General features: G+C 58.0%; 10 protein-coding genes. 3 read left to right on the top strand and 7 right to left on the bottom strand.

Going from position 1 to position 13,846, the window contains the following annotated elements; genetic code table 11:
- Positions 1 to 80 precede the first annotated feature (80 nt).
- Positions 81 to 455 carry a RidA family protein gene (locus DW189_RS08795; RefSeq protein ID WP_055210647.1) on the bottom strand — a complete coding sequence of 125 codons (375 nt, stop codon included), beginning with the start codon at positions 453 to 455 and terminating at the stop codon, positions 81 to 83.
- Positions 456 to 531: 76 nt separating this feature from the next.
- Here DW189_RS08795 and DW189_RS08800 point away from each other — a divergent pair, with 76 nt between their 5' ends.
- Positions 532 to 960 carry an META domain-containing protein gene (locus DW189_RS08800; protein WP_117507603.1) on the top strand — a complete coding sequence of 143 codons (429 nt, stop codon included), beginning with the start codon at positions 532 to 534 and terminating at the stop codon, positions 958 to 960.
- A gap of 78 nt (positions 961 to 1,038) precedes the next feature.
- On the opposite strand, the gene DW189_RS08805 is transcribed toward DW189_RS08800, so the two are convergent.
- From DW189_RS08805 to DW189_RS08825, 5 genes are all read right to left on the bottom strand, one after another.
- Entirely contained in the window at positions 1,039 to 2,037 is a 999-nt protein-coding gene (locus tag DW189_RS08805; protein ID WP_022333864.1) for a malate dehydrogenase, read from the bottom strand.
- Between the two features lie 134 nt (positions 2,038 to 2,171).
- Positions 2,172 to 2,768 carry a recombination mediator RecR gene (gene recR / locus DW189_RS08810; RefSeq protein ID WP_117507605.1) on the bottom strand — a complete coding sequence of 199 codons (597 nt, stop codon included), beginning with the start codon at positions 2,766 to 2,768 and terminating at the stop codon, positions 2,172 to 2,174.
- The gene (locus tag DW189_RS08815; protein ID WP_055202649.1) at positions 2,769 to 3,596 is read right to left on the bottom strand and encodes a tetratricopeptide repeat protein; all 828 of its coding nucleotides are present in this window, start codon (positions 3,594 to 3,596) and stop codon (positions 2,769 to 2,771) included.
- Positions 3,597 to 3,603: 7 nt separating this feature from the next.
- Entirely contained in the window at positions 3,604 to 5,475 is a 1,872-nt protein-coding gene (locus DW189_RS08820; RefSeq protein WP_117507607.1) for a BatD family protein, read from the bottom strand.
- A gap of 76 nt (positions 5,476 to 5,551) precedes the next feature.
- On the bottom strand, positions 5,552 to 7,165 hold the full coding sequence (locus DW189_RS08825) for a fumarate hydratase (protein ID WP_117507609.1): 1,614 nt from the start codon (positions 7,163 to 7,165) through the stop codon (positions 5,552 to 5,554).
- Between the two features lie 347 nt (positions 7,166 to 7,512).
- On the opposite strand from DW189_RS08825, the gene DW189_RS08830 reads away from it, so the two are divergent.
- Entirely contained in the window at positions 7,513 to 8,505 is a 993-nt protein-coding gene (locus tag DW189_RS08830) for a class II fructose-bisphosphate aldolase (protein WP_018696169.1), read from the top strand.
- A 229-nt stretch (positions 8,506 to 8,734) separates the two neighbouring features.
- On the opposite strand, the gene DW189_RS08835 is transcribed toward DW189_RS08830, so the two are convergent.
- Entirely contained in the window at positions 8,735 to 10,273 is a 1,539-nt protein-coding gene (locus DW189_RS08835; protein ID WP_117507611.1) for a hypothetical protein, read from the bottom strand.
- Between the two features lie 584 nt (positions 10,274 to 10,857).
- Between DW189_RS08835 and DW189_RS08840 the strand changes: the two genes are divergently transcribed.
- Positions 10,858 to 13,845 carry a SusC/RagA family TonB-linked outer membrane protein gene (locus DW189_RS08840; protein WP_232044610.1) on the top strand — a complete coding sequence of 996 codons (2,988 nt, stop codon included), beginning with the start codon at positions 10,858 to 10,860 and terminating at the stop codon, positions 13,843 to 13,845.
- Position 13,846 lies beyond the last annotated feature (1 nt).

The following is a 13,846-nucleotide window of genomic DNA, read 5'->3' on the forward strand; positions in this document are numbered from 1 at the left end:
AAATTATTTACAAAAAGGCAAAACATGCGCCCCACATTTATGGGGCGCACATTTGCTGCGGACGGGATGTCCGGCAACGGCTATTTCGCCGCGACGGCGTCGATCTCGACCAGCGCCCCCATCGGGAGTGCGGCGACCTGGTAGCATACGCGCGCGGGCATTCCCGAGGTGAAGAACCCGGCGTAAACGGCATTCATCGCGGCAAAGTCGCCGATGTCCTGCAACAGGACGGTCGTCTTGGCCACGTCGCCGAGCGTATAGCCGGCCTCTTCGAGGATATGGCGCAGGTTGGTGAGCGACTGCCGCGTCTGGGCCTCGATGCCTTCGGCCATCTTTTGGGTCGCTCCGTCGATGGGGAGCTGTCCCGAAACATAGAGCGTGCCGCCGGCCTCCACGGCCTGCGAATAAGGGCCCACGGCCTTGGGGGCGTGGGGCGATGCGATAATCTTCTTCATAGCGGGGTGTTTTTCAAATTCCACACAAAGATAAGATATATTCCGTATATTTGCACAACACATTTAAGAATATGCTATGAAGATTTTGCTGAGAATCGCAGTTATCGCAGCCGTAGCGGCACTCGCCGCGGGTTGCTGCAAATGCCGTTCCTACCAGAAGAAAAACCGCCGGCCGCTCGTCGGCACCGAATGGCAGCTCATACAGTTGGACGGCAGGGCCGTCAAACCCGAAGAGGGCAAGTTCTATGTAATGTTCCTCGCCGAAGAGAACCGCTTTGCGGGGGTCGGAGCCTGCAACCGCCTGATGGGCAAATACGAAACCACAGACAAGGGCGCGCTCAGGATCGGGCCGATCGCCTCGACGATGATGGCCTGCCCGGGCATGGAACAGGAGGACGCCTTCACCAAGGCGCTCGAAGCCACCACGCATTACGACATGGACGGGCCGATGCTGCTGCTGCTCGGCGACGGCGAGCTGAAAGCCGTATTCCAGGCCAAACCCTGAAACAGCGGTCGGAGAAAATCGGAAACAGGGGCCGGTTCATTTGAACCGGCCCCTGCCGTAACAAGATGCATCCGCCGCCTATTTCAGGTGCGGGTTCAGGCCGCGCCACTTTTCGACGGGCGGGATGATCCCCATCGAGATCACCTCGTCGCGCAGTTTGCAGAGGTGCCCGTAGCTGTCGGCAAGAGCCTTGTTCTCCTCGGCCGTACCCTGCACGTTTTTGTAGCTGATACCGTCCTTCGTGATTTCGGTCTCCATCGCCATCAGGATATGCTTGAACCGGTCGTTGTGTACGAACACGCCGGCCGGATAGCCGAACGGCCTGCCGCCCATCGCCGCGGCAATCATGCAGATCGACAGGTAGGCCGGGCTCTGGAACGACGAACGTCCGCGCAGGTCGATGATGTGCTTGCCGCCCTGGATCACCCGCTGTTGCAGGTCGTGCCAGTCGCCTTCGGGCATCTCGCGGCCGATCAGCTCCGACAGGGGGCGTCCGGCAACGAGCGTCGTCGAAGCGAAGACCGCCATCTGCTCGCCGTGGCCGCCGTAGGTGCGGCAGTTGCGGATCTCGTCGGGCGAAATCCTGAAATATTTGGCCAGTTCGCTCCGCAGGCGCGTGGAGTCCAGCGCCGCGAGGGTCGAAAGCTGCGACGGGCGGATACCCGCATAGATGAGCGTCACCAGCCCCGTGATGTCGGCCGGATTGAAGACCACCACTACGTGTTTCACATCGGGGCAGTAAGCCTTGATGTCCTTGCCGAACTGTGCGGCGATCTCGGCATTGCCCTTGAGCAGGTCTTCGCGCGTCATGCCGGCCTTGCGGGCCGCGCCGCCCGACGAAACGACATAGGCCGCTCCCGAGAGCGCCTCCTTGACATCGCTCGTCCAGGTGATGTTCACCCCTTCGAACGCACAGTGGTAAAGCTCCTCGGCCACGCCCTCGAGCGCCGGAGCATAGGGATCGTAAAGGCAGATGTTGGGCGTAAGGCGCATCATCAGCGCCGTCTGGGCCATGTTCGAGCCGATCATGCCGGCCGCGCCCACGATCGTGAGCTTGTCGTTTGTCAGAAATTCCATATGAGAAATATTTTACATTGGTACAATCCTGTACCCGGGTCTTGCTTGCAAAAAAACGGGCGACAGTTCCGACCGTATTCCGGCATATGTCGTGCCGCAACCGGGGATGCCCCGGAGTGCGCCCCGGCCGCAGGTCATTCGACCTCGCGGCGGTTCAGCAGGGCGTGCGTGATGGTCAGCTCGTCGACATATTCCAGTTCGTCGCCGAAGCCGATGCCGCGGGCTATGGAGGTGACTTTCAGTCCCGGGAACTGCCGGAGGCGGTTCATCAGGTAGAAGAGCGTGGTTTCGCCCTCGACCGAGGTGGAAATGGCGAGGATCACCTCCTTCACGCCGCCGCGGGCGATGCGTTCGGTCAGCAGGTCGATCTTCAGGTCGGAGGGCGAAATACCCTGCATGGGTGAAATGACGCCGCCCAGCACATGGTACAATCCCTTGTACTGCCGCGTATTCTCGACCGACAGCACGTCGGCCACCTGTTCGACGACGCAGATCGTCGTATGGTCGCGCTCGTCGTCGGCGCAGATCGGGCAGACATCCTCGTCGGAGAGGTTGTTGCACTGCGTGCAATATTTGACCTCGTTGCGGAAACGGTCGATGCTTTCCGTCATTTCGGCAACCGATTCGCGCTCCATCCGAAGGATGTGGATGGCCAGGCGCAGCGCCGTACGGCGCCCTATGCCCGGGAGTTTCGACAGCTCGCCGACAACGTCCTGTAAGAGCCTCGACATTCAGATGATTTCGATTTTGCGTCCTTCGACCCAACCCTTCTTGCCGTCGGCGATCACGACCTCGCACCACCCGTCGAGGCGGTCGGTGATCGTCACGACCGTACCCTCGTGCAGCACGAAGAGGTCGGTCGACGACTTGTCGGGCGAACTCTTCACCGCCGTGGAGGCGGTCATCACCACGGCCGAGGTGTCGTCGAGCATCTCACGGCGTTCCCCCACGGCGAACCACGTGGTCAGCATGAACAGCAGCGCCGCGACGACCGTGCCGTAGAAACCCGCCTTGCGCAGCGAAATGCGCTGTGCCAGCAGGTAGACCAGAAACAGCCCCAGCATACAGGCCAGCAATGCGAGCGAAAGCAGGCTCCACGCCGTGCATCCCATCATGTGGCGGATGTCGCGCATCCACGTGACGAAGAAGAACTCGGGGATATCTTCGATGTTGTCTTTGGTGCGGGCCTCGGCGACGCTGAGGTTGTAACGGATGTCGTCGTTGCCCGGCGCAAGGCGCAACGCCCGATTGTAATAGAGGATGGCCTTGCCGATACGGTCATCCTTGAAATAGGCATTGCCCAGGTTATAATAGAGTTTCATGGAGCTCACCCCGCGCGAAAGCAACTCTTCGTAGGTATCGGCGGCCGCATGGAAATCGCCGTTGATATAGGCCGTATTGGCTTTGTTCCACAACTGCTCCGCAGTCTGCTCCCCGGAGGCCTGCGCCTCGGCAGGGGCTTCCCGGGAAACCCGTTGCAAGCTGTCGGCAGGCTCCTGCGCAAAGGATACCGCGGCCAGGGCCAGCGACAACAGAAAACACAAGATCATTCGTTTCATGGCGTTCTTATCTTTTTATCACCGCTTCGATCCGGGAAATGATGTCCACGCCCTCGGCGTACACCTCGCTCATCTGTGCCGATGCAGCAGGCGAATACTGCGCCTCGTCGCACTTGGTGATGATGGACGTGAAGCGCTGCGACTCCTCGGCCGACACGCCGCGCTTGTGCAGCTCCTCGCGGACGTTCTCCTTGGTGAGGTTGGCCACCGGGATGTTGAACTTGTCACCCATGTACCCCCACAGAGCCCGGAGCATCTCCTCGTAGAAGGCATGGCGGTTTTGCTCCTCCATATAGCGTTTAGCGACCCGGAAACGCTGCACGGCGACCTTGTTGGCACGCTTTCCGCGCACCAGCGCGGCGTTCTGCGACTCGCGGATCTGCTTGCGCAGCGCCACGTAGACCGCCGTGAAGAAGGCCAGGATTCCGAAGAGCAGCACCCAGTAGACCGCACCGAAAAGGAACGGCTCGCGTACTGGGCGCAACTGCGCGTTGCCCAGCTTGATGAAACGGATGTCCTGGCCGAGCATCTTGACCTCCTCCTTGGACATGCCGCGTCCCTGCACGACATAGGCGTCGCCTCCGCCGCCCTTGGCATCGGGCGTGATCTCCAGTTCGAGCGGACGCGAGCGCAGCGTCATGTACTGCATGCGCGCCGGATCGAAATAGCTGAATTCGACGGGCTCGACTTCGTACGTGCCTTCGGCGCGTGCGATAAAGGGGTATTCGAACTGGCGGTAGCCGGAAATCCCGGCCGCCGAGGCGTTGATCGACTCGGTCGTCTTGACGTTATACTGCTCGAACGAGGCGGGCAGCGTCAGCTTGGGTGCCTGCACGAACGTGAGGTTGCCCGTACCGGAGATCTTCACCGTATAGGTCGCCGCAGAATTGGCTGCCAGCCGGTCAGGCGGCAGCACCGCATCCATCGCAAAACTGCCTACGGCGCCGCTGAAGCTGGCAGGAGCGCCCGCCGGCAGCGGTTTGACCGTGACGTTTATCCGCGGGCTCTGCACCTTGCGGGGTACGTTCACGAAATCGTGCCCGCCCCCGAAGAAGGGATCGAGGCTGCGCCGGCTCTGGATGACGACCTGCGCCACGGCGGTGATCTCGGCAGGCTCGATGACGAGCGTACCGGCCTGCTGTGGATAGAGCAGGTACTCCTTGGCCACGAGCGTCTCGTAGACTTTTCCGTTGAAGGTTTCGCGTTCGCGGCGGGCGTTCTCCGTATTGAGTTCCTGCGCCCAGAAGCCGTTGAACGAAGGGAATTTCACATCGTTATACCCCACTATAGGAACCCGCTCGTAGAGTTTGAAGGTCACGCGCAGCGGCTCGCCTTTGAAAACCGAAGTCCGCGACACGATGGCCCGCAACAGGATGTCGTCCTTGGCGACCCGGCTCTGCGCCGCACTCTCGGAGGAGGCTTCCTCGCGGCGCTGCGGCTGCCCGCCGGCGGCGGAACCGCCGCCTCCCGGCGCCTTGCCCTCATCCACCACCTCGATCGCCAGCGGCTTGGTACGGTAGGTAGTCCCCTCGACCGTCACCTCGGCCGCACCGACGGTGACGTTCCCAGCGCCCTGCGGCACGAGCACGTAGGTGATCGTGTAGTTGATAACCCGCGTCATCGAATTGTTCACGATCTGGATCGACTGTCCCTGCGCTTCGGCCGGGCCGGCGATCACGTCGAACCCTTCGAACGAAGGGGCTTTGAACGAGCCCGGCTCGGGCTGCGCGTTCAGTGCGAACTCCACGCGGAACGGCTCGCCGACAGCGACCGTCAGCGGAGAATTAGCCTCAAAAGTGACCTTCTCGGCAGCCGATGCCGAGAAGATCGCCAGCACGAAGAGTGCCGTCAGGGATATTTTCGCAATGAAATCTCTCATTGAGCTCTACAATAAAACCTTCTTTCAGATTTTACAACGTAAACTTTTGCCCGTTAGTATATCCGCGGGCCGGTTTTTAATGCTTGAAATCGGCAAAAAAATCGTTGCCTTTGTCATCGACGATGATGAACGCCGGGAAATCCTCGACGTAGATCTTGCGGACGGCCTCCATACCCAGCTCGGGGAAGTCCACGACCTCGACCGATTTGATGGAGTTCTTGGCCAGGATCGCCGCCGGGCCGCCGATCGAACCGAGGTAGAAACCGCCGTACTTCTTGCAGGCGTCGGTCACCTGCTGCGTGCGGTTGCCCTTTGCCACCATCACCAGCGAACCGCCCAGCGACTGGAACAGGTCGACGTAGGGATCCATACGCCCGGCCGTCGTGGGGCCGAACGATCCCGAGGCCATGCCGTCCGGGGTCTTGGCAGGCCCGGCATAGTATACCGGATGTTTCTTGAAATATTCGGGCATCGGCTTGCCCTCGTCGATCATCTGCTTGATGCGCGCATGGGCAATGTCGCGGGCCACGATGAGCGTGCCTTTCAGGTTCAGACGCGTCTTGATCGGGTATTTCGAAAGGATTTCACGCACCTTGTCCATGCCTTCGTCGAGGTCGATGTCCACGGCGGGCGACATGTTGGGCGCCTCCTTGGGCAGGAAACGCGCGGGATTCTTCTCCAGCTGCTCGAGGAAGATGCCCTCCGGGGTGATCTTGGCCTTGATGTTACGGTCTGCCGAGCAGCTCACGCCGATGGCCACGGGGCACGAAGCCGCATGGCGCGGGGCGCGAATCACGCGCACGTCGTGCACGAGGTATTTGCCGCCGAACTGGGCGCCGACACCGCTCTGCTGGCAGATCTTGAGCACCTTCTCCTCCCACTCCAGGTCGCGGAAGCAGCGGCCGCCCTCGTTACCCGAGGTGGGCAGCTCGTCGAGATAGCCGGCCGAAGCCTTCTTCACGGTCGAGAGGCACATCTCGGCCGACGTACCGCCGATGCAAATGGCCAGGTGGTAGGGCGGGCAGGCCGACGTACCGAGGTCGAAGATATGGGTCTTGATGAAATCGGTCAGCGATTTCTCGTTCAGCAGCGCCTTGGTCTGCTGGTAGAGGAAGGTCTTGTTGGCCGAACCGCCGCCCTTGGTAATGAAGAGGAATTCATACTCCATGCCGGGGTGGCCGCCGTAAATGTCGATCTGCGCCGGGAGGTTCGTACCGGAATTCTTCTCCTCGGTCATCGTGAAAGGCACGACCTGCGAATAGCGCAGGTTGCGGTCTTTGTAGGTCTCGTACACGCCTTTGGCAATGTATTTCGCATCGTCGGCGCCCGTATAGACGTCCTCGCCCTTGTGGCCGATGCAGATGGCCGTGCCGGTGTCCTGGCACGTGGGGAGTTCGCCCTCGGCCGCAACGACCTGGTTGAGCAGCATGGTGTAAGCCACGAACTTGTCGTTGTCGGTGGCCTCGGGATCGTCGAGGATGTTGCGCAACTTCTGCAGGTGGGCGGCACGCAGGTAGAACGACACGTCGCTGTAAGCGGCTTTGGACAAGAGTTCGAGGCCAGCGGGGTCGACCTTGAGGATCTTGCGGCCGTCGCATTCGACGACTTTCACGTAATCCTTCGTCAACAGACGGTACTGGGTTTTGTCTTCCCCGACGGGGAACGGCTCCTGATAAATGAAATCAGCCATAATCGTGATATGTTTTGTGTTTGTTAATGTCCGTTTGTCCCGTGCCCGGCATGCAGCGCGGCGCTTTTCCGCAGGCAGCCCCTGCAGCCGGGAGGCATCCTGCGCCGCTCTGCCGCCCGCAATCAACCGCATGCAGGCCGCACCGGGCATACCCTGCCCGCACACCGGGGCTTAAGGCCATGCAAAAATACAAAAAACTATCCGGATTGCACAACAATTTGCCGCCGGCTGTTATTATTTTCACAAAAAGAGAATAAAATAGCCGGATCGGACGCAATTAATTAGAATTTTTATTAAATTTGTGCAGTTTTTCGAGACAAACAATTCACTGCATAAATTAAATTATTATGGTATCGTACAAAGAATTGGGCCTTGTGAACACCCGTGAGATGTTCGCAAAAGCCATCAAGGGCGGTTATGCCATCCCGGCATTCAACTTCAACAACATGGAGCAGATGCAGGCCATCATCTCGGCTTGCGTGGAGGCTTCGTCGCCGGTCATCCTCCAGGTTTCGTCGGGCGCACGCAAATACGCCAACCAGACGCTGCTGCGCTACATGGCACAGGGCGCCGTCGAGTATGCCAAGGAGCTGGGCAAAAACATTCCCATCTGCCTGCACCTCGACCACGGCAACTCGTTCGAGTTGTGCAAGAGCTGCATCGACATGGGCTTTTCGTCGGTGATGATCGACGGTTCGCACCTGCCCTACGACGAAAACGTAGCCCTCACCAAGCAGGTCGTAGACTACGCACACCAGTTCGACGTAACGGTCGAAGGTGAGCTGGGCGTGCTGGCCGGCGTGGAGGACGAGGTTTCGGCCGAGCACCACACCTATACCGACCCCGCTGACGTGATCGACTTCGTTTCGAAGACCGGCGTAGACTCGCTGGCCATCTCGATCGGCACGTCGCACGGCGCCAACAAGTTCAAGCCCGAGCAGTGCACCCGCAACGCCGAGGGCATCCTCGTTCCGCCCGAACTGCGTTTCGACATCCTGGCCGAGATCGAGAAGAAGCTTCCCGGCTTCCCCATCGTGCTGCACGGATCGTCGTCCGTACCGCAGGAGTACGTGAAGATCATCAACACGCACGGCGGTGCGCTCAAGGATGCCGTAGGTATTCCCGAGGAGCAGCTTCGCCGCGCCGCCAAGAGCGCAGTCTGCAAGATCAACATCGACTCGGACGGCCGTCTGGCCATGACCGCAGCCATCCGCAAGATCTTCGTAGACCAACCCGCAGAGTTCGACCCCCGCAAATACCTGGGCCCGGCCCGCGACGAGCTGAAGAAGCTCTACATGCACAAATGCGAAAGCGTCCTGGGTTCGGCCGGACAGGCTTAATCCGAAATTCCCGACAGAAAAATCCCGGACCATCGCGGCCCGGGATTTTCTTTTATACCCGCAAGCCCGGTGCCCCCCGATCGGCACAGCCCGACAGACCGGCACAGCCGCCGTCCCGCAGATCGGCATAGCCCAGCACCTCGCAGTTCGGCACAGCCGGCACCCCGCAGTATACCCCGCCGCCGCGCCAGGCTCCGCCCCAAGGCCACCGACCGTGCCGGGAGGCCGCCTACACGCTGAACCGTTCGGCCTGCTGCCGGGTATTGCGCCCCAGCACATCCGATAAAGCCGCCCCGGTCAGCCGCGCCTCGATCCATGCCGTAAAATCGAAGTATTTGAGTAAAGGCCGCTCGTATTTATCGGCCGCAACCGCCTGCACCACACCGTACAGCCGTTCCCAAAGACGTCCCCTCTCGCGCCGGCTTGCAGGCAGCGGAAAGAGGCGCACAAACCTGAAAACAAGTTTTTCGACCGAGCTGTTTCCGATAGCGGTACTGCGGCGTATGGATTTGATTTCGTTTTCGGCGAAATCGAACCGCCCGCATTCCGCCTGCAGGAGCAAATTCACCAGCCGTGCAATGCGGAATGCCGGGAAATTATAGAACACGAGCCCGGTCGCCTGGATCCGGGTCATGGCCTTGCGGGCTTCGCCACCCCGGTCGCACACCAGATGCAGCACGACCAGATTGAGTTGCAACAACAGTTGGACATCGAGTTTTTGCTGCGACAGTTTGCGGAACAGGGTCTCCTCATGTTGCTTATAAAGTTCCTGCGCATCGGCGAACGCCCCGCAATTGATGAGCCGGAACGAATCGTACAGATAGATAAAGGCCAGCACTTTGCGGACAAACTCATGGGGGTAGTCGCTTTCCGTAAGCCGGTGCAGCTTGGCGATAAAAAAAGGCATCTCATCGTAAAGCCCCGCCGAAAGCAGGCTGTCCAATACCCCCAGCACGGCATCGAGGTAGTGCAACGGAGGGTTGAGCATCCGGCCCGGATTGTGGTCGAACAATTCGAGCAGTTGCTGATAGATGCGGATGGCAGCCTTGTAATTGCCCGACTGCAGGAAATAGGTCGACTGGAACAGCTGGTGGAGTTTATCCACCTCGAACCCGTTGTACGTGTTATTGGCGATCAGGTGCAGCTCGCTCAGCACCAGATCGTTCAGGCTCTGGCACTCCTGTTCGGAACGCACCTTGCTGCGGTAAAGCGCCCGGTACTTGAGGATATCGTAAAGCTGCATGTGCTGGTTGGCGCTGCGCAGATGCTTGAACGTCTCGTTCACTTTCATCTGTTTTTCGACCAACTGCTTTTCGCTCATCCCCTGATAATCCCCGGCACTCAGGTAACGCAATTCCGTCTGCCGGATCAGCATGAGCAAAGCCGTCATCTCATACTGCCCGGCCAGTTTTTTCGCCCGGCTCAGCTCTTCGGTCGCGGCCTGCAGCAAGCCGCAGCGGAAAAGGATCTCCGCCTCGGCCATGCGGTTGGAAATGCGGGCCTGGATGTCATACCGGCTCCGTAAATGCAGCAGGCAGTCGACAACTACCTTATACAGGTGCTTGACGGCAATGTCGAAGCTGCTCTCCCCGGCATCGACGCCAAAACGCCGGGTAACCTCCTCGACCGAAGAGCACTCCTCCATCAGGGCGAACAAAGTCAGATAGACCTTATCGCCCTCCTGCAGGTTGCTGTAAAGTTTGAAATAGCGTTTTTCCGCCTTCGTCATCGAATGGATAAGTACAAGCAGCGAAATAGCTTTGTTCATGGCCTTGCGGGTTAGTTACACAAAGATAGGAATTATTTGCCGGAGATGAAATCCCGGAAATTCCTGATGGAAGATCCGGGTTATAAAGGAATATTCCCGGACAATTTTGCACATATCCGGATAATCCCAAAAAGGTCATTTCACAGCCAAATACACGCAAAACCGGTATTGTCGCTCTATCGGGCAACTTCCCGAGGTATTTTTTACAGCCACAGGCCCTTATAAACATTAAGTTCGGATAAAATCATTTGAAAACAACCGGATAAAACATATAATAACACCCATAGTAATATAGCCACATCTATAATATTCAATATTTTAAATCCAACAATGCAATACATATTATTTTTAATAAATCACTTTGGGTTTATCCTAATTAAAGTAAAAATACACCTCCTTATTAGAACTTTTAAACTTATATTTGTATAACAAACGGCCGGACAAATACGCCAAACGATCCGCAAACAAGGCGACGAACCTATATATTCAATAATTTAATTAACCCAAAATACGCATAACCATGTAACCCAATGCCGGGGCAAAGCCCTCCCACCACCAGTTTAACCAACCAAACCTGTAAAACTATGACCCTAATTCTACGAAAAAACATGCTGCGCACCTGTTGTCTGGCCGCGCTGCTCGGTACGCTGCCGGCCGTCATGCATGCAGCCGGTACCCCAGATTACGACACCTTGCAACAAAACGACACCCGCCGGATCTCCGGCCGGGTAACCGACGACACAGGCAAGCCCCTGATGGGCGTAACGGTCGTCGAGAAAGGTACGACCAACGGCGTCAGCACCACTGCCGACGGCAGCTATACGCTGCGTCTGCAAAATGCGGAAAATGCCGTCCTCGAATTCTCATTCATCGGCTACCGGAACACGGAACTTCCGGCAGGAACGAAAACAACGCTCGATGTGCAGCTCACCGAGTCAGTCACGACGATGGACAACGTAGTCGTGATCGGGTACGGTACCACCACGAAAAAAGAGCTGACCGGCTCGGTCTCCTCCCTCAAGAGCGATGATTTCAAACAAGGGAACATCACCAATCCGCTGCAACTGCTCCAGGGACAGGTTGCAGGCCTGAATATCGTACGCGCCGACGGCGGAGACCCCAACGGCGACTTCGAAATCCAGTTGCGGGGCATGACCACAATGGCCGGCGGCGCTTCGCCGTTGGTCGTCATCGACGGCGTCGTGGGCGGCGACCTGTCGAACGTCAGTCCCGACGACATCGCCTCGATCGACGTGCTGAAAGACGGTTCGGCCGCTGCGATCTACGGCACACGAGGTACGAACGGTGTGATTCTGGTGACAACGAAAAAAGCCCATGCGGGGGAGAACCGTATCGAATTCTCGGCTTATGTCGCCATGCAAAGCGTGGACAAAAAACCCGACGTGATGTCGGCGAGCGAATACCGCAACACGATCCGGCAATATTTCCCCGACAAAGCGTCGTCGTACGATTTCGGCGGATCGACAGACTGGTTCGACGCCGTCACGCGCAAACACCCTGTAAGCCAAAATTATAACGTATCCTCATCGGGCGGCTCCGCAAAACTCAACTACCGCGCCAGCGTCTCCTACACCAATGACATCGGGCTGGTGAAAAAAACCGGGAACGAGAAACTCCGCGGTCGCCTGAACGTGAGCCAGTCGCTCATCCGGGATCGGCTGAAGGTGGATTATAATTTTGCGTACACCACCGGCAAGGGTTCCTATGCGGACAAGTTCATCATGCGACAGGCCGTATTGCGCAACCCGACCGAACCCATTTACGAAACCAACGGCAACAACCCCCAGTACGGCAAATACTTCTTCTCGCCGGGAATCGACTACCACAACCCCGTGGCGATGCTCGAACAACGTGACGACGAAGGCATCCGCAAAGAGTTCTCGGGCAGCGTCAATGCTTCGCTGCGCATCATAGACGGTCTGAAAATCAGTGCCATGGGCGCCATCATCGAGCGTTCGGAACGCTATGGGCACTATTACGGCCGCTATTACCCGGTAAATATCGGCAACAACGGGACGGCGGAAACTTACAACGACCACTACAAGAACAAGATGCTCGAAGCGACGATCGATTATTCGGGCACGTTCGGCGACCACAAACTGCAAGCCATCGCCGGTTACTCGTTCAGCGAGGAAAGTTCGGAAAGCTACGACCAGATGAACTACAAGTTCGATACGGACATCTTCGGGTTCTACAACATCGGCAGCGGCGGGGCGCTCAAGGAAGGGCTCGCCTCGATGGGCAGCAGCAAGGAAGACAACCGGCTCATCGCCTTCTTCGGCCGCGTGATGTATAATTACAAGGAAAAATACCTCTTCTCGGCATCGGTGCGCTATGAAGGTTCATCGCGTTTCGGCGACAACCACAAATGGGGAACCTTCCCGGCCGTGAGCCTCGGCTGGCGCATATCGCGCGAACCGTGGCTGAAGGACGCCAAATGGCTCAACGAGCTCAAGCTGCGCGCCGGCTTCGGCATCACGGGCAACCAGGAGATCGGCAACTACCGTTCGCTGTCGATCCTGCGCAAGGGTTCGTCGAATTTCTATTACAACAACAAGTGGATCAGCACCTATGAACCCGGCAGCAATCCCAACCCCGACCTGCGCTGGGAGAAGAAGAAAGAGTTCAACGTCGGGCTCGACATGAGCGTGCTCGGCAACCGGCTCAACGTCACGGTCGACTACTACAACCGCCGCACCAAGGATCTGCTCTACACCTATACCGTACCCGTACCGCCCAACCTCTACCCTTCGAAATTCGCCAACGTCGGCACGATCGACAACAAGGGTATCGAAGTGACGGTCAACGCCACGCCGATTTCACGCAAGAATTTCAGCTGGAACCTCGCGGCGACGATAAGCCACAACAAGAATAACCTGGTCAAATTCTCCAACGAGGATTACGAAATGGTGCAAATCCAGACCGGCTACTTCCCCGACGACCTGAAAATGTATACCATGCGCATCGTCGAAGGCGGTTCGCTGGGCAACTTCTGGGGCCCGAAATTTTTGGGATTCAACGATAACGGCGGCGCCATCTACGAAGACTTAGACGGTGTAGAGGGCATTACCGAAGCGGACTACCAGGTTATCGGCAACGCATATCCCGACGTACTGCTGTCGCTGCAGAATACCTTCAGCTACAAACAGTGGAGCCTGAGCTTCCTGCTGCGCAGTTCCATCGGCAACGACGTCCTGAACCAGAGCCGTGTCTATTACGAAGGGTTCGGTTACTTCGGCACCCGCAATATTCTGCGCTCGACACTCGACCATGCCAACTACAAGGACGGCGCATACTATTCGTCGCGGTTCGTGGAGGACGGCTCCTACCTCAAGCTCGACAACATAACGCTGAGCTACGACTTCAAACTCAAATCGAAGGTCATCTCCAAGCTGCGCTGCTATGTCACGGCACAAAACCTCTTTACCATCACCGGCTACAAGGGAATCGACCCCGAAGTCAGCATTTCGGGGCTGCAACCCGGCATCGACTGGTATGACTTCTATCCCCGCACGCGTACATTCGTTCTCGGAGCCGCCATCGCATTCTAAA

The sequence above is a fragment of the Alistipes sp. AM16-43 genome (assembly GCF_003435745.1).
Lineage (GTDB): Bacteria > Bacteroidota > Bacteroidia > Bacteroidales > Rikenellaceae > Alistipes > Alistipes onderdonkii.